We start from the raw sequence: 15,250 nt of genomic DNA, 5'->3' as shown, positions 1-15,250 counted from the left end.
TCCTTCGGGGATTGGCTCCGGAGCGGGTGCTGGGGACTTCGCTGTCAGCCGGTGACGAAGTCGGCCATCATCGCCATGTCCTCGTGTTCGAGGTTGTGGCAGTGCAGCAGGAACCGGCCCGCGTAATCGGTGAATGTGACGATGACTTCGGCGGATTGAGCGGGGTGGAGGTCGATGGTGTCTTTCCAGCCCTGGTCGTAGGGGCCGGGCGCGCCGCCGTTCCGGGCAAGGACGTGGAAGTGGTCGAGATGGACGTGGACGGGGTGGTGCAGGTCGGTGACGAAGCGCCAGATTTCCGTCTGCCCGAGTCGAGGGTGGGCCAGGGGGTGGGCCGGGTCGTAGCGGCGGGAGTTTATGGTCCAGGCCTGGGAACCAGGCCGGTTCTGGAACAGGAAGTCCCGTGTCACTGCAGCGGTGCGCCGGTCCGGCGTGGGAACGGCGGCCAGAGAAGCGGGAATCATCGCGTCGTCGCTGGTTCCCGTGGCCGAACGGGAGACGTCGCATCGCATGACGTGCGTGGTGGCACCCGAGCCGAGGGTGTTGCGCAGGTGGACGCGCGTGCCGGGCGGAAAGCGGGCGAAGTCGATGACGACGTCGAACCGTTCGGCCGGGGCCAGCTCGATCGCGTCGTGGACGATCGGGGCCGAGAGCAGGCCCCCGTCGCTGCCGATCTGGACGAGTCCGGCTCCACCCGGCGGAGGCGGGTCCAGGACGAGCCGGTAGCGACGTGCGTTGGAGGCGTTGAGCAACCGTAGCCGGTACTTGCGGCGCTCGACGCTCATCACCGGCCACGGCGCGCCGTTGACCAGGATGACGTCGCCGAGGACGCCGTTCATGTAGGCGGTCCGGACGCCGGGTGCCGAGGTCAACGCGGGGTCGGCGGCGGGATAGTGGAGTCGGCCGGCGGCGTCGAAGGACCGGTCCGCGATCATGATCGGCACGTCGCGATCCCCTTTGGGAAGTGGCAACGCGTCCTCCTCGTCGTCATGGACGAGATGGAAGCCGGCCAGGCCGTACCAGACACTGGCGCCGGTGAACCCCATCCGGTGGTCGTGGTACCAGAGCGTGGCCGCGCGCTGGTTCATCGGGTAGGTGTAGTCGCGGCTGCCGGAGGCAGCGGCGCCCGTGCGGGCGGGCATGTCCGGCATGGACGGCATCGGCGTCCCGGAACCGGGCGGCAGCGGTGAGCCGGTGGGCAGGATCAGGTCGGTGGGGTATCCGTCGCTCTCGTGCGGCGTGTGCCCGCCGTGCAGGTGGACGACAACTGGGTGTGGCAGGTGGTTGACGTGGCGCACCACCGTGCGGCGGCCGGAGCGCGAGACGATCGTCGGGCCGGGGAAGGTCCCCTGGTAGGTCCAGGCGGGCGTGCGGACTCCGTCGAAGACCGCGATGTCGCCGATCCGCTGGGTGATCTCGTAATAGTCGGTAGTGGCGTCACTGCGGATCGGTGCCAGCACCGGCGGGATCGGCAGTGGCCTCTGATAGGGGGTCGGCAGTGGACGGCCGCTGCGCAGCAACGTGCCCGGCTCGCCCTGGCGCAGCCAGGGCGGCAGTACCAGAACGCCGGCCGTCATGGCGGCTGCCCCTCCGGTGCCCAGCGCCGCCAGGCGAAGAAGTCCGCGTCGGCTGATCGGCCGGTTCATGAGGCGCGCCCGGTGCCCGCAGCAACCGTCTCGGCGGGAGCCCCCGCGTCATCCGCGACAGCCCGAACGGGCTTCCACACCCAGACCAGCAGCAGCACGTCACCGGTGATGATCAAGACCCCCAGCGGGACGTGGACGGCGAGGGTCCGTGCGTACCCCGCGATGATCTGCGCGACGATCGCCGCTACGACGGCGAGGCTGGCGAAGACCGGCCAGGCCGGCCCTCGTCCAGGTCGCCACTGCAGTACGGCGGCCAGCAGCATCACCATCGCGGTCACCCCGGTGAAGGTGGCGTTCTCCTTGTGCAACTGCAGTGACGCATAGTGCCCTTGGAGGAAACCGCCGATGAGCACCGGCTGCGCGAAGGCCGACAGGGCTTCGGTCGTCACCATCGTCCGGAATATCCATCGCGCCCACGGGGTGGGTCTTGCTGTCGTCTCAGCCATGTGGCGATAGTGCCACATGGAACCATTCGATGTGTAACCTTTTCGGTCGGCTCTTCTGCTCCACTAGTCTGGTAGCCATGAGTGGTCGAACCGGCAACGAGACCGGGGTGCCAGGCGACGGTGCAACCAGCTACGAGATCGGCTTTCTGCTGCGCGGCGCACACCAACGCGCTGCGGCCGCGTTCAGTGCGGCCCTCAAGCCGTTGGGCATTGAGGGGCGGCACTTCGCGGTGCTCAACCAACTGGACCGAGCGCCGCGCAGCCAGCGTCAACTGATCGACCTGATCGGCAGCGACAAGGCATCCATGGTGCGACTTGTCGACGACCTCGAAGCCAAAGGCCTCGTACGCAGGGATCCAGCACCAGGTGACCGCCGTGTCCGCGCGGTCACCCTGACCGAACACGGAACCGTGCTCCTCTCGCAGGCCCGCGAGACCGCCCGCGACGTGGCCGCCGGACTGCTCACCCACATGAAGCCCGACGACCAGGAGGAACTCACCAGGCTGCTCGCGGAATTCCTTCGCGGTCGGCACCCCGGCAGTTAGGAGGTCGCGCGGACAGGCGGGGTGTGGGTCCTCCGGCAGCAAGACGGGCACAGGCCCTGACGCTCACGGAGCTGCGACGCTCTGTGAGCGCTGCCACCGCCCCCGCATCAGCGATCACCAGGGCACGGGCGTTCCGTCCCAGGAGAAGAAGCCACCGGTGGGGCCGTCGTCCGGCAGCAGGGCCAGACGGAGGGCACCTCGGGCGGCCTCGGCCGGGTCGCCGCCGGCGGCGGCCCGGGAGTTGAGATCGGTGGCCCGCAGGCCGGGGGCGAGCGCGTTGACCTTGAAGCCGTCCTCGGCGAGCGACTGGGCGTAGAAGACGGTGAGGGCGTTGAGGGCGGCCTTGGACGACCGGTAGGCGGCACCGTTGCCGCTTCCCGGGGTGAACTGGGGGTTGGGGTTTGTGCTCCAGGTCAGCGACGCGGTGCCGCTGGAGATGTTGACGATGCGGGGGTGCGGGGACCGGCGCAGGGCGGGCAGGAACGCATTGGTCACCGCCATCACCCCGAACACGTTGGTCTCGTAGGTGCGCCGGCATTCCTCGACGAGGGTGTCGGCCGGCGGGGCGAGTGACGGTGAGATGCCGGCGTTGTTGACCAGCACGTCCAGGCGTTCCACCTGAGCCGTGGCTTGCGCGATGCCGTCGGGATCCGTCACGTCGAGGACCAGCAGCCGGGCGCCGGCACCGATCTCCCCGACGGCCCGCTGTCCGCGCCCGGCGTCGCGGGAGCCCACGTACACGGTGAGTCCCTCGGCCGCGAGCAGCCGGGCGATGTGCTTGCCGATGCCCTTGTTGGCACCGGTGACCAAAGCTGTGCGATCGTTCATGGGAACAACGGTCCCCTGGCCGTGGGCGCCCTGCCAGGGACAACCTGTACCAGGCAAGCAGCCGGAGGTGGCATGGCGCGGCAGGAACTGGCCCGCTTTCTACGGGACCGCCGAGCGGGCCTGCGCCCGCACGAGATCGGCCTGACGACCACGGGCACCCCCCGCCGTACACCGGGCCTGCGCCGCGAAGAGGTCGCGGACCTCGCCCACATGTCGGTCGACTACTACACGCGACTGGAGCAAGCCCGCGGACCGCGGCCATCGCCCCGGATCCTGGACGCGCTGGCCCAGGCCCTGCGGCTCACGGCGGCCGAGCGCAGCCACCTCTTCCGCCTGGCGGGATCGAACCCGCCGCCCGGCAGCAACGCCGTGCGCCGGGTACGTCCGCACGTGGCCCGGATGCTGGAGCGGCTGCCGGAGACCGCTGCCATCGTCACGGACGCGGCGTACGGCGTCGTGGCCTGGAGCCCGCTGGCCCAGGCGTTGCTGGGCGGCGACCTCGCGAGCGGGACGACGAACCTGGCCCGGCGCCGCTTCCTGGGCCAGGGACGGATGTACGAGAGCTCCAGCGTCGAGGAGTTCGGGCACATCGTGGTGGCGCGGCTTCGCCGGGCCGCCGACCGCTACCCGCACGACCCCCAGGTGACCGCCCTGCTGGCCGAATTGCACGCCGGCAGCGAGGAGTTCCGGCACATCTGGCAGACACGTCCGGTCCACGCTCCTGGGCACCGCACCAAGACCCTGGACCACCCGGAAGTCGGCACGCTGCGGTTGTACTGCGACGTCCTGCTCGTGCCGGAGGATGACCAGGAAGTCGTCCTGATCACGGCCGACCCCGGATCCCCTGCCGTGCGGGCCCTGCACAGGCTGGCCAGGCAGACGACCTGAAACGAAAGACGCGGGCAGGTCTCGCTCCGGCGGTCACAGACCGTCGCAACCGCATGGTCACCGGGGCCTGTGCCCCCACCTTGACGCTGAGGCTTTCCACGCCGCCTGTCCGCGAGAGCTCTTGGAGCCAGCGAAACCGCTCCTGCAAGAACCCAAGCCCCTTGGACACGGCGTGCCCCACCGCGCATGAGTGGCTCCGCTCGGACCGGGATCACATTGCACCCCGCCCGGCCACTTCCCCGGTTCGCCTGGTCGTACCTCGCCCCTGGACTGCACCAGGCCTCAAGGGGGTCGTCTCCGCGCGGACGCGAGCCAGGCGGAAGGCGTGCCGGCAGGACGGAGCGTGCTGGTCATCGTTGCTTCTTCGGCAGTTCCGGGTGCTGGTTCCGGGAACCGTCCGGCCCGGTCGGCCACGCCAGGGCGCGGGTGACGTCCGCGAGGGTGAGGATGCCGACGAGACGGCCCTGCTCGAGGACGAGGCCGCGGCGCACGGGACTTTCCCGCAGCCGGGGCAGCAGGTCGAGGACGGGTTCGTCCGGAGCGGCTGTGACGACCTCGCCGAGGGGGCACATCACGTCGCGGACCGCCGTGCGCGGCCGGTCCCGCGCCGACACCGCCTCCACCCGACGTACGGTGAGCAGGCCGACGACCGCGCCGTCCGCCGCCAGCACCGGGAACGCCGAATGACGGTAGGGGCCGAAGGGACCGTCGGCCAGGAAGTCGGACAGACTCGCCGCAGCAGGGACGGTGACCGGGTCCGGTGTCATGACGCGACGGACCGGAACGCCCTCCAGGACTCCCCGGATCTGCGCCTGCCGGGACTCCGCCGTGGCGGCGGCGATGAGGAACCAGCCGATCAGCGCGGGCCACAGGCCGGACAGGTTGCCGACGAAGAGCACGTCCGCGAACCCGGTCAGCACCATGAACCAGCCCAGCGCCCGGCCCGCCGCCGACGCGCCCCGGGTCGCACGCAGCCGGTCACCGGTGCGATGCCACAGGTACGCCCGCAGCAGCCTGCCGCCGTCCAGCGGGGCGGCGGGAAGCGCGTTGAACACGGCCAGCAGGATGTTGATCGCGCCCAGCCAGGCGACCGCCTCGACCACCAGACCGGACACATGCAACGCGTCCAGTCCCAGCGCGGCTGCCGCCAGCACGCCCCCGGCGAGCAGACTGGTGAGCGGCCCCACACCTGCGATGCGCAGCTCGGCGCCCGGTGACGGGGCCTCGCCGCGCAGCCGGGCCGCACCGCCCAGCATCCACAGCGTGATGCCGTCCACCTCGACACCGTTGCGCCGGGCGACCACGGCGTGCGCCAGCTCGTGTGCGAGCAACGACCCGAGGAACACGACGGCGGTCAGCGCCGCGAGCGCCCAGTACGCGGCGGCGGAGTGACCTGGGTGGGCGGCCGGGAAACGGCCGTGCGCCAGCGCGACGGTGACCAGCACGACGATGACCAGGACGCTCCAGTGCAGACCGACCCGGACGCCGGCGATCCGGCCGAGAGACAGTGTCTCGTCCATGAACCTCGCCTCGCCTTCCGGCTCGCGTGCGCTGCGGGACGCAGCCGCGACACCTACAGCGTGCGGCCGAGGCCGTTCGCTCCGGAGGGGGCCGATCGTCTTCCAGGAGGGACTTATGGTCCCGATCACGACCGGTACGGCGAGGCGCGCGGGGCCGTGGCCGTGCTCGACGAGGCCCTGGTGAACATCGCCCGCCACGCTCACGCCTCCCGCGCCGACGTCGCGCTGAGCACCGACGGCCGCGAGATACGTCTGACGGTCTCGGACGACCGTGTGGGAATTCCCTCCGGCGGCCGCCACAGCGGACTGCGGAACCTGGCCGAGCGGGCGGAACAGCAGGGCGGGCGGCTGGAGATCGTACGTCCCGACGGCGGCGGCACCACACTGGACTGGCACGTCCCCCTGTCGGCGGGGCGGACGGCCGGGCCGCCGCCAGGACGCTGGGCAAGCCGGTCGACGCCATCGGTCGCGACCGGCCGGCGGCGCGACGATGTCAGGTGAGCGGGAGATCGTCACCGAGGGGCTGACCGGACTACCGAGCGACTCGCCGGGCCACCCTGTCCGATCGATTCGCCTGCCACTCCGGCCGATGGCCGGCCGCAGCTGGTTGACCTCGGCATGCCGGTCTTCACCGGCCCCGCACCACTGCTGCAGCCAGGATCGGGAGAGCCCGGACGCCGGCGCTGGTCCTGTCACCGAGCCGGTTCGGCTTGGCGAAGACCGCGGAACACCTCCGGGGTCGTCCATCCGCGCAGGGTGGCGTGAATCGACGAGCGGAATGCGGCCTCGGCTGCGGTGGCGCTGAGGGCCCCGGCCAGTTCAAGAGTCACCAGCCCGTGCAGGGCGGCCCAGATGGACAGGGCGATCGCCGTCGCGTCGCCGGCGAGGACGGCCGCCGTCACGGCGCGATCGATCGCCGCGAGGAGCGGGCGGATCGGGTCACGGGAACCGGCCTCCCCCGACGGGTCGAAGGACTGCACTCCACCGAACAGCACCGTGTACAGGTGGCTGTGTCCTCGCCCCCAGCGACGGTAGGCGACGGCCAGCGCGTAGAGGTCGGCGAGAGGGTCTGCGGAGGTCTGCACCGCCGACAGGTCCTGGAACAGGCCGGCGACGGCTCTGTCGCGCACCGCGCCGATCAGCCCGTCCTTACCGCCGAACAAGGAGTACACCGCCGTCGTCGACGCCTCGGCAGCAGCGGCCACTGCGCGGACCGTGAGCGACTCCCGCGGACGGGTGGCGAGCATCTCGGTCGCGCACTCCACGAGCCGCTCTTTGACGGCCTCGTCGTTTGTTCTTGGCCTACCCACGATCAGCAGCCTACCTTCTTTGATAACGTCGTTTTGAAACGCCGTTCTGAAACTGTCGGAGGTCTGTTGTGCCCACGTCCGCCATACGCCTCGTCCGGCTCACCGGACGCTTACTGCTGGCCCTGGCCGGCATCGCGACGCTGGTCGTCGTCTTTCTCGCACTGATCGCCCTCACGGACGGGGCCGGATCGGGGCTCGCCGCGTGGTCGACGACTCTCGGGGCCGGGACTGTCCTCGCGCTGTGGCGGGGCCGGCACCGCACCTGGCCGGCGCGGCTCGTGCCGTTCCTGCCGGTGGTCGTCGCGGCAGCGTTGACAGCGACGGTCTGCATCCCGACCGTGTCGAGGGCCCGGCAGTACCCGCCGGCCCTGTCCTTCGTGGCCACGCAGCGCTGGAGCCTGTCCACCGGCAGCCGGGTCGCGGTGTACCACTACCCGCCCGCGAACCCCGGCCCCCGGCACCCCGTCCCGCTCGTGTACCTCAACGGTGGACCGGTCCGTGGCATCTCGGTGCTCGACCACCGGTTCCTGCAACGCCTGGCCCGCCAGGGCTACGACGTCTACGCCTACGAGCAGGCCGGTGGCGGACGCAGTGACCTGCTCTCCATGGACCAGTACACGATCTCCAGGTCGGTCCGTGACCTCGCCGCATTCGTCGACCGCCTGAACAAGGGCGAGGTCGACATCCTCGGATTCTCCGGAGGCGGAGTGGTGCTCACGCATGCTCTGGCCGACCCCGGCGTCGCCGCACGCGTGCACCGGGCGATCATTGCTGAGCCCGGCCCCATGGACGGCCCCACCGCGCACATCACCGGGCACAAGGGCCGAGCATCCGCACGGGGCCTCGCGCCGGCCATGACCGGGCCGCGATCGACAGACATCCCCCGGTACGCCGTGGCATTCGGCCTCATGCGGCTCGGACTGCTCACCCCCGACACCGGGCTGATCGGACAGGCCGAAGGCGTCAACGCCGTCACCCCCGCAGACCTCGGCAGCGACACCGCGTCCGCCTACTGCGCGCGCGACGCGCACCGCATCCCCGCCGAGGACACCGCACAGAACTTCTCCTTCAGCCCCGCCGCCAGCCTCCGCATCCAGCGGACGGTCAAGGACTCGCCCTCCATCGCCCCGCAACTGAGGCGCTCCCGCGTCCCCGCGATGCTGATGATCGCCGAGTGCTCCTCCCAGGTCCGTCAATGGGAGACCACCGTCCTTGCCGATGACCCCGCCGTCCAGCGCACGCAGTACATGCCCCGAGTCGGACACCACATGTGGAACGGCCTCGACGGCAACAACGGTCGGGCCGCCGCCGTCATCAACGCGTTCCTTCAGGGCAAGCAGGCCCCCCTGCCGAACTACCCGACCCGCGACGAGATCCCTGCCTTCCTCCGTGACCACAGATGAGGGTCAGTGCTGTGATCCGGATTCCGACGCGGGCAGCGCCTCCGGCACCGTGCCGTCCGTCACGCTCAGTTCCTGGGTTCCTATGACGGACAGCAGTTCCAGCTGTTCGGCTGCGCGGCTTCCCGGCGGGGCGGTGAACCACAGCAGGCGTTGCTGTCCGTCCTCGCTGAGGAGGTTGTAGCAGTCGAGTTCGATCACGCCGAGCAAGGGATGGATGATCTTCTTGCGGTCCATGCGGCGCACCGCGACGTCGTGGGTGTCCCAGAGCGTGGCGAACTCCTGGCTGCGGCGGCGAAGGACAGCGATCATCTTCGTGACCTCCGCGTCCCGGCCGCGCCGGGCAGCCGCTGCCCGAAGATCGGTCACGAACACCCGGGAGTGGTGCGGGTGATCCTCGACCGGGTGGATCTCGCGTGTGCGCGGGTCGGTGAACCAGCGGTAGACGAAGCTCGCCGTCGGGCCGCGGTGGGCAGGGGACCCGCCGAGCAGGTTCCGGGCCAGGTCGTTCTCCACCAGGGTCTCGTGCAGGTCGGTGATGACCCGCGCCGGTGTGTTGGACAGGCGGTCCAGCAGGCCCAGAAGCGCGGGCTGCACATGCGCCGACGGTCCGTGCGCCGACCGGGGGATCGGCCGTTCGGCCAGGTGGAACAGGTGGTCGCGCTCGTCGTCGGTCAGGCGCAGGGCTCTGGCGAGGGCGGCCAGGGTCTGGGCCGAGGGCTGCACGCCGTGCCTGCCGCCGCCGCGTTCCAACTCGGTGTAGTAGTCGGCCGACAGCCCTGCGAGCTGGGCGACTTCCTCGCGGCGCAGCCCGGGGACGCGCCGGCGCGGGCCATGGGGAAGACCGACGTCGGCGGGACGGATGCGGTCACGGCGGGTCCTGAGGAAGGCACCGAGTTCGGGAAGGTTCACCCCTCCATGGTCGTCGGCGCGCACGGCCGTAGCCAGGGGGTGACAACCCCTGGGTGGACACAACCCTGGCTGGGCGTGCGGAGGGGGGCGATCGTTAAGCACGCAGCAGGACGACGGCAAGCGCCTCGGCGCCCCCGCCCGCCCGGCCTCCACTCGGCCCCCGGGCCTCCCACCACCCCTCGCTTCCAGCACAGGAGTCAGCCATGCCCACCCGTACGTCCCTCGGGCGGACCGCCGCCCCACCCCGCGTCGCGATCGTCACCGGCGGCTCGCGCGGCATCGGCCGCCACACCGTCGGCAGACTGGCCGCAGACGGGTACGCGGTCGTGGTCGGCTGTGCCGGCAACCAGGAGCAGGCCGAAGCCGCCGTGAAGGAGGCCGTCGACTGTGGCGCCAAGGCGATCGCGGCGCGCGCCGACGTGGCCGACGAACACGCCGTAGCGGCCCTGTTCGACCTGGCCGAAGCGGAGTTCGGCGGTGTCGACGTCGTCGTGCACGCGGCCGGGCGGGCTCACATGGCGCCGATCGCCGAGCTGGACCTCGCCGACCTGGACGACCTGCATCGCACCAACGTGCGCGGCACCTTCGTCGTCGTTCAGCAGGCCGTCCGCCGGGTGCGGTCCGGCGGCGCGATCGTGATGTTCTCCACCTCCGTGGTGGGGCTGGCGTTCCCGACCTACGGCGCGTACTCCGCGGGCAAGGGCGCGGTCGAGGCGCTGACGCCGATCCTGGCCCGGGAGCTGCGGGGACGGGACGTCACGGCCAACACCGTCGCGCCCGGCCCCACGGCCACTGACATGTTCCTGGACGGCAAGGACGAGGAGACCATCGCCCGCCTGGCCGCCCAGCCCCCGCTGGAACGTCTCGGCACCCCGGCCGACATCGCCGAGGTCGTCGCGTTCCTGGTCTCCCCCGCGGGCCACTGGATCAACGGGCAGATCGTCCGCGCCAACGGCGGAATCATCTGAGCCGCCCCGGCCCCGCCCCACCCGCGTGGTCGATGCAGGCAAACGCCCGGCAGCACCCGAGCCGGCGGCGAAGTCGTCTCCGCGGTGGCCGACCGCCGCCGCGCGGACCTCTTTCGCCGCATCGGGCTGGAAAGCCTGCTCACCGCAGGAAGCTCCCCGTCACACCCCATCGAGAGAAGGAACGACCAACCATGCCTTTCGCGAACTTCAAGGTCCCCGAGAAGACCCTCACCCCGAAGCAGAAGGAAGAGATCGTCACCCGCACCACCGAGCTGTACGTCGAGATCTACGGCGAGCGCGCCCGCGCCAACACCATGGTGCTGGTCGAAGAGGTCGCCGACGGCGGCTGGGGCATCTCCGGCAACGTGCTGACCCTCGCCATGCTCGGCGAGGCGGCGAGCGACACCAGCGGAGCCTGACCGCACCGGCCGTCATCCGGCCAGGACGGCACCGCGAACCCGACGGCCGCCGGGCCGGGTGTCAGCCACGCGGTCTCGTTCTTCCCGGAGTCGGTGAGATCAGCCAAGCCCGCATGTGTCCCCGTACCCGATCGGTCGGCAGTGTCCACCGGGGTGCGGGGACGGGGCACGACAGCGGTCTGCCCCAAGACGAGCCGCCTTCCCTGTTCCGCCGGTGTAGCCGCAGCTCTTTTCACCTGCCGCCGACTCGCCCCGTAGGCGACGGGATTAGGATGTGGAGCGACATCGCGTGTTGGTCACCGGCCAGGTGAGACATGGAGGTGTCGGGAGATGCCTTCGGAGGCATTCCTTGTCAGTCGAGTTGAACCACACGATCGTCCACGCCCGGGACAACCGGGAGTCCGCAGAATTCCTCGCGGACCTGCTCAACCTTGAAATTTCCGCCGAGTGGGGTCCGTTCATCGCGGTCGCCCTGAGCAACGGCGTCACTTTGGACTTCGCCACTGTCCCCGCGGACAGCATCACCCCCCAGCACTACGCCTTCTTGATCTCCGAGGAGGAGTTCGACGCGGCGTACGCGCAGATCAGACAGCGCGGCATCGAGCACTACGCCGACCCCCACCGCAAGCAGCCCGGCACGATCAACCACAACGACGGTGGCCGCGGCGTGTACTTCATGGACCCGGTGGGACACGCCATGGAACTCATGACCGTGCCGTACGGCGGCTGGACCTCGTAACCACAGGTGCGGCAGCCACCGCGCGCCCGCCTGGGACGGGCCAGGGCGAACGGTGGCTGCCGGGCCGGGAGGACGCCGCGGGGGATGCCGAGCTTTCCACCACACCGAGTTGAGTCCGGAAATCAAACCCACCGCGTTGCGGCCACTGCGAAGCGACAGGCACTCGCTGGACAGCGGCATCGCGCATCAGACCGGCCCCGGGACAGGCCTCTCGTCGAGCGAAGGGTTTGCCCTGATCGATCATGCCGGTTACGGCAGGACCTACGACGCTCGGTACCGCGGATGTGTATACCGGCGGCGCCGGCGAGCGAGTGGTCGGCCTACGCCGGCTACGCCACGCACACCCTGGCAGCCGCCTACGTACGGCGCCTGGAACGACTCTGCTTCCGCAACTGACCAGGCCGGACAGGGGATGGGGGCGGCGGCACCCAGGACGCGCCACCCTCGGCGCGAGAACCACGCCCGGTTCTGACCGTGCGTCGAGGGCTTTCTGCTGCGTTTTCCGGTGGTGCGGGACGCGGGCGCCGTCAGCGGTGCCTGACGCCGGGCTGGGCGGCGGGGGCGAGGGTGGGTCCGGTGACGGGGGCGTCGCCGAGGGCCTGGTCGATCGCGGTCAGCAGGTCGTCGGAGAGCTGCACGCCGGAGGCGGCGGCGTTGGCGTGGACCTGCTCGGGGCGGGAGGCGCCGGTGATTGCGGAGGCGACCACAGCGCGGCGCAGGATCCAGGCGAGAGCCAGGGTGGGCAGGCTCATCCCGGCCTCCTCGGCGATCGGCACGAGGCGCTGGACGGCTTCGAGGGTGGCGTCGTTGTAGACGAGATCCTTCGAGACCGCCATGTCCGCGGAGGCGAACCGGCTGCCCTCGGGCACCGGTTGCCCAGGCCTGTACTTCCCGGTCAGGACGCCTTGCGCCAGCGGCGACCACACGATCTGGGAGATGCCGTGCGCGGCGCACAGGCCGAAGACCTCTGTCTCCGGGGCCTGCCAGAGCATGGAGTACTGCGGCTGGGAGGAGACGAACATGCCGGGTCCGGCGACATCGATCGCGGCCTGGATCTGCTCGGGGGTCCACTCGCTGAAGCCGATGTGACGGGCCTTGCCCTGCTGGACGACCTTCTGGAACGCCTCGACGGTGTCCTCGATCGCGACGGTGGGATCGAAGCGGTGCGCCTGGTAGAGATCGACGTAGTCGGTCTTGAGGCGGGCGAGGGAGGCGTCGACCTGCTTGGCGATCTGCGCGGGAGACAGGCCCTGGTCGGCGGGGTCGTCCGACATCGGGAAGTAGACCTTGGTGGCCAGGATGTAGGAGTCGCGGGGGTGGGCGGAAAGGATCTCGCCCCAGGCCGTCTCCGCGGCTCCCTGCCCGTAGACGTTGGCGGTGTCGAAGAAGTTGATGCCCGCCTCGAACGCCGCCTCGGTGCAGGCGCGGGTCGCGTCCGCGTCGACGCCGCCGGCGTAGGTGAGCCAGGAGCCGAGGGAGATCTCGGAGACCTCCAGGTCGGAGCTGCCGAGTTTGCGATACCGCATGATTGCTCTCTTCCGTCGATGGGCAATGGGCGATGCGCGATGGCGTACTGGTGCCCCGTCAAGCGTCGGCGTCCACCGGGCCCGAGTGGGCTGGACCGTGCCGCGGGCGCTGTTCCGAGTGGCTGTCCAACTGGCCAGGAGTTGCAGGGTGTTGGCGGTCGGAGAGGCCGGGTTCGGCGCTGTGGACGGTGAGGGACATGCCGTCGTCGCCGGGCACGTCGAGACTGGGTGTGATGCGTGCCCGCCCGGTCCGCAGAAACTCTCGAATCAGCCTGAGGTCCGTGCTCGCTCATGAGCACCACGCTGTCCGCGCCCCACGACACGCCGCTCACGACCGAACGTCCCCTGCGCCTGGCTAGGTGTCGAGGAACTCGGGGACGAAGATGTCGCGGCTGGTCAGCAGATGCTCGGAGAGGCCCTGCTCGTGGTGGTAGCGCAGGAAGGTGTCGACCGCCTTGTGGTTCGCGCGCAGGCCGTAGGGCCACCAGTCCTCGCCGAGCAGGCTGCGGTTCTGTTCGAACAGGCTGCTGAACCACGGGGTGACCAGGCTCATGTGCTGCTTCGGGGCGTCGTCGAGGTATGTCCGTCGTGCCAGGTCCTTGGCCGTGACGAAGGCGCGGTAGACCGAGCGCAGTTCCTCGGACCGGTGCATCACGTCCTTGCGGACCGCGACGATGTGCATCGGGGGGAAGATGCCGGTGCGCCGGTAGTAGTCGCGCTCGACGTTCTCGTAGTCGGGGAAGAGCCGGACGATCTTCGTCGACCCCCGCAGCACGGCCTGGGGCACGTCGACCGAGATGAGCGCGTCGATCTCCCCGGTCTCGAGCATGGCGCCCAGGGTCTGGTCGTCGTCGGCGTGCCGCACGTGCACGCCGTCCGGGACCGGCTGCGGGAGCCAGTCGAATGCGGGCACGGGGTGATTGGTGCCGCCGATGACCCAGGTGCACTGGTCGACGGTCACGCCGTACTCGTCCGACAGGATGCCCTTGGGCCAGACCCCGGCGTCGTGTCCGAAGAGCGCGAACTCGCCGACCGTCTTGCCGGCGAGGTCCTGCGGCTTCTCGATCCCCGCCTCGGTGTTCACGAAGACGGCGGAATGCCGGAAGTTGCGGTTCGGGAAGATCGGCAACGCCATGAACGGCGCGTCCTCCAGGTCGAGGGTGCGCAGAAAGTAGGTCAAGCCGAGTTCCGCCATGTCGTAACGGCCTTCGAGCATGTGCCGGAAGAGATCCGACACCAGCGGCTCCGTCTCAAGGGTGGCGTCCACCCCGTCGATCTTCACGCGGCCGTCGAAGAGCGCTTCGGTGTGCTCGTACCGGTAGGTGCCGATGGTCAGCTCCGCGCCCATCAGGATCCTCGCTTCCGTGAATGACCTTTCATTTTTACGATGGGCCCGATACGGTACAAAGTCAAGATGAACAATCATTCACTTTGAGGGAGGCCGGCCATGCCGCGCATCACGCCCGAGCGCCGGGAAGCCAAGCGTGCGGAGATCGTGGCGGCGGCGCGCCGGTGCTTCGCGCGGGGCGGCTTCCACCAGACCTCGATGCCGGACATCGCCGCCGCGGCCGGTGTCTCCGCGGGCGCCCCCTACCGCTACTTCGCGAGCAAGGAGGAGATCATCCTGGCCATCGCCGCTGACGCCTTCCAGCTGATCTTCGAGCCGATGGAACGGGTGGCCGTGGCCGCTCGCGCCCCTTCCCTGGGAGACCTGGTCGCCGGCTCCCTGCAGACACTGAGCGCCGAGACCGTCACGGACGCCGCAGGTCAGGTGGTGCCGGTCGAGGAACTGCTGCAGTGCGTCGTGCAGACCTGGTCGGAACTGCTGCGCAACGACGGTCTGCGCGCCCGCGCCATGGAGGGCTTCGAAAGGGTCCGCCGCTCCATCGCCGACGCCCTGCGCCGTGGACAAGCCGCGGGCGCCGCTCGAACCGTGGAGCCGGAGAGCGGTGCACGGGTACTGATCGGTCTGCTGCACGGCTTGTTGCTCCAGCGTGTCGCCTTCGGCCTGACCGACACGGCGGAATTCAACGACACCGTCCGGCGGTTGCTCGACGGAGCCGTGCGGGCCCACCCGCCGGAACCCCCCCCGCACGGGGGCGGGGT

At 70.3% G+C, this 15,250-nt stretch carries 15 protein-coding genes and 1 pseudogene; 8 read left to right on the top strand and 8 right to left on the bottom strand.

Annotated features, from left to right (window positions below):
* Positions 1 to 44: 44 nt before the first annotated feature.
* Positions 45 to 1,574: a multicopper oxidase family protein gene (locus AB0M11_RS16460; protein ID WP_365705845.1), complete on the bottom strand. Its 1,530-nt coding sequence runs from the start codon at positions 1,572 to 1,574 to the stop codon at positions 45 to 47.
* Positions 1,575 to 1,639: 65 nt separating this feature from the next.
* Positions 1,640 to 2,035, bottom strand: a complete 396-nt coding sequence (locus AB0M11_RS16455) for a hypothetical protein (protein WP_365705843.1) — start codon at positions 2,033 to 2,035, stop codon at positions 1,640 to 1,642.
* Between the two features lie 131 nt (positions 2,036 to 2,166).
* Here AB0M11_RS16455 and AB0M11_RS16450 point away from each other — a divergent pair, with 131 nt between their 5' ends.
* Entirely contained in the window at positions 2,167 to 2,634 is a 468-nt protein-coding gene (locus AB0M11_RS16450; protein WP_365705841.1) for a MarR family transcriptional regulator, read from the top strand.
* Between the two features lie 114 nt (positions 2,635 to 2,748).
* On the opposite strand, the gene AB0M11_RS16445 is transcribed toward AB0M11_RS16450, so the two are convergent.
* Complete coding sequence (locus AB0M11_RS16445; protein WP_365705839.1) at positions 2,749 to 3,462, bottom strand: SDR family oxidoreductase; 714 nt, start codon at positions 3,460 to 3,462, stop codon at positions 2,749 to 2,751.
* A gap of 72 nt (positions 3,463 to 3,534) precedes the next feature.
* On the opposite strand from AB0M11_RS16445, the gene AB0M11_RS16440 reads away from it, so the two are divergent.
* Positions 3,535 to 4,350 (top strand): helix-turn-helix transcriptional regulator, encoded by an 816-nt coding sequence (locus AB0M11_RS16440; RefSeq protein WP_365705837.1) that lies wholly within the window; start codon positions 3,535 to 3,537, stop codon positions 4,348 to 4,350.
* Between the two features lie 350 nt (positions 4,351 to 4,700).
* Here AB0M11_RS16440 and AB0M11_RS16435 read toward each other — a convergent pair whose 3' ends face one another.
* Positions 4,701 to 5,870 (bottom strand): site-2 protease family protein, encoded by a 1,170-nt coding sequence (locus tag AB0M11_RS16435; RefSeq protein WP_365705835.1) that lies wholly within the window; start codon positions 5,868 to 5,870, stop codon positions 4,701 to 4,703.
* A gap of 156 nt (positions 5,871 to 6,026) precedes the next feature.
* Between AB0M11_RS16435 and AB0M11_RS16430 the strand changes: the two are divergent.
* Positions 6,027 to 6,278: pseudogene (locus AB0M11_RS16430) on the top strand (ATP-binding protein); the annotation flags it as partial.
* 284 nt (positions 6,279 to 6,562) lie between these two features.
* Here the strand turns inward: AB0M11_RS16430 and AB0M11_RS16425 are convergent.
* Complete coding sequence (locus AB0M11_RS16425) at positions 6,563 to 7,180, bottom strand: TetR-like C-terminal domain-containing protein (protein WP_365705833.1); 618 nt, start codon at positions 7,178 to 7,180, stop codon at positions 6,563 to 6,565.
* Positions 7,181 to 7,248: 68 nt separating this feature from the next.
* Here AB0M11_RS16425 and AB0M11_RS16420 point away from each other — a divergent pair, with 68 nt between their 5' ends.
* Positions 7,249 to 8,583, top strand: a complete 1,335-nt coding sequence (locus tag AB0M11_RS16420; protein ID WP_365705831.1) for an alpha/beta fold hydrolase — start codon at positions 7,249 to 7,251, stop codon at positions 8,581 to 8,583.
* Between the two features lie 3 nt (positions 8,584 to 8,586).
* On the opposite strand, the gene AB0M11_RS16415 is transcribed toward AB0M11_RS16420, so the two are convergent.
* Complete coding sequence (locus AB0M11_RS16415; RefSeq protein ID WP_365705829.1) at positions 8,587 to 9,492, bottom strand: helix-turn-helix transcriptional regulator; 906 nt, start codon at positions 9,490 to 9,492, stop codon at positions 8,587 to 8,589.
* A gap of 203 nt (positions 9,493 to 9,695) precedes the next feature.
* Here AB0M11_RS16415 and AB0M11_RS16410 point away from each other — a divergent pair, with 203 nt between their 5' ends.
* The 3 genes from AB0M11_RS16410 (at position 9,696) to AB0M11_RS16400 (ending at position 11,618) form a co-directional block, all read left to right on the top strand.
* Positions 9,696 to 10,460 carry an SDR family oxidoreductase gene (locus tag AB0M11_RS16410; protein WP_365705827.1) on the top strand — a complete coding sequence of 255 codons (765 nt, stop codon included), beginning with the start codon at positions 9,696 to 9,698 and terminating at the stop codon, positions 10,458 to 10,460.
* A 191-nt stretch (positions 10,461 to 10,651) separates the two neighbouring features.
* Positions 10,652 to 10,879: a 4-oxalocrotonate tautomerase family protein gene (locus AB0M11_RS16405; RefSeq protein ID WP_365705825.1), complete on the top strand. Its 228-nt coding sequence runs from the start codon at positions 10,652 to 10,654 to the stop codon at positions 10,877 to 10,879.
* 349 nt (positions 10,880 to 11,228) lie between these two features.
* Entirely contained in the window at positions 11,229 to 11,618 is a 390-nt protein-coding gene (locus AB0M11_RS16400) for a VOC family protein (RefSeq protein WP_365705823.1), read from the top strand.
* 527 nt (positions 11,619 to 12,145) lie between these two features.
* On the opposite strand, the gene AB0M11_RS16395 is transcribed toward AB0M11_RS16400, so the two are convergent.
* Positions 12,146 to 13,144, bottom strand: a complete 999-nt coding sequence (locus AB0M11_RS16395; protein ID WP_365705821.1) for an aldo/keto reductase family protein — start codon at positions 13,142 to 13,144, stop codon at positions 12,146 to 12,148.
* A gap of 355 nt (positions 13,145 to 13,499) precedes the next feature.
* The gene (locus AB0M11_RS16390) at positions 13,500 to 14,492 is read right to left on the bottom strand and encodes a 4,5-dihydroxyphthalate decarboxylase (protein ID WP_365705819.1); all 993 of its coding nucleotides are present in this window, start codon (positions 14,490 to 14,492) and stop codon (positions 13,500 to 13,502) included.
* Between the two features lie 99 nt (positions 14,493 to 14,591).
* Here AB0M11_RS16390 and AB0M11_RS16385 point away from each other — a divergent pair.
* Positions 14,592 to 15,250, top strand: a 659-nt coding sequence (locus AB0M11_RS16385; RefSeq protein WP_365705817.1) for a helix-turn-helix domain-containing protein, incomplete at its 3' end; no start/stop codon positions are given.

The organism is Streptomyces sp. NPDC051987 (genome assembly GCF_040680735.1).
GTDB lineage: Bacteria > Actinomycetota > Actinomycetes > Streptomycetales > Streptomycetaceae > Streptomyces.
Note: the sequence above shows the minus strand (reverse complement) of the source record. Positions and strands in the feature narration are given on the sequence as shown.

Bases quoted from the DNA above. Each gene is read 5' to 3' on its own strand.
- AB0M11_RS16460 (WP_365705845.1), bottom strand. From the start codon at position 1,574: ATGACGGCCGGCGTTCTGGTACTGCCGCCCTGGCTGCGCCAGGGCGAG.
- AB0M11_RS16455 (WP_365705843.1), bottom strand. From the start codon at position 2,035: ATGGTGACGACCGAAGCCCTGTCGGCCTTCGCGCAGCCGGTGCTCATC.
- AB0M11_RS16450 (WP_365705841.1), top strand. From the start codon at position 2,167: ATGAGTGGTCGAACCGGCAACGAGACCGGGGTGCCAGGCGACGGTGCA.
- AB0M11_RS16445 (WP_365705839.1), bottom strand. From the start codon at position 3,462: ATGAACGATCGCACAGCTTTGGTCACCGGTGCCAACAAGGGCATCGGC.
- AB0M11_RS16440 (WP_365705837.1), top strand. From the start codon at position 3,535: ATGGCGCGGCAGGAACTGGCCCGCTTTCTACGGGACCGCCGAGCGGGC.
- AB0M11_RS16435 (WP_365705835.1), bottom strand. From the start codon at position 5,870: ATGGACGAGACACTGTCTCTCGGCCGGATCGCCGGCGTCCGGGTCGGT.
- AB0M11_RS16410 (WP_365705827.1), top strand. From the start codon at position 9,696: ATGCCCACCCGTACGTCCCTCGGGCGGACCGCCGCCCCACCCCGCGTC.
- AB0M11_RS16405 (WP_365705825.1), top strand. From the start codon at position 10,652: ATGCCTTTCGCGAACTTCAAGGTCCCCGAGAAGACCCTCACCCCGAAG.
- AB0M11_RS16395 (WP_365705821.1), bottom strand. From the start codon at position 13,144: ATGCGGTATCGCAAACTCGGCAGCTCCGACCTGGAGGTCTCCGAGATC.
- AB0M11_RS16390 (WP_365705819.1), bottom strand. From the start codon at position 14,492: ATGGGCGCGGAGCTGACCATCGGCACCTACCGGTACGAGCACACCGAA.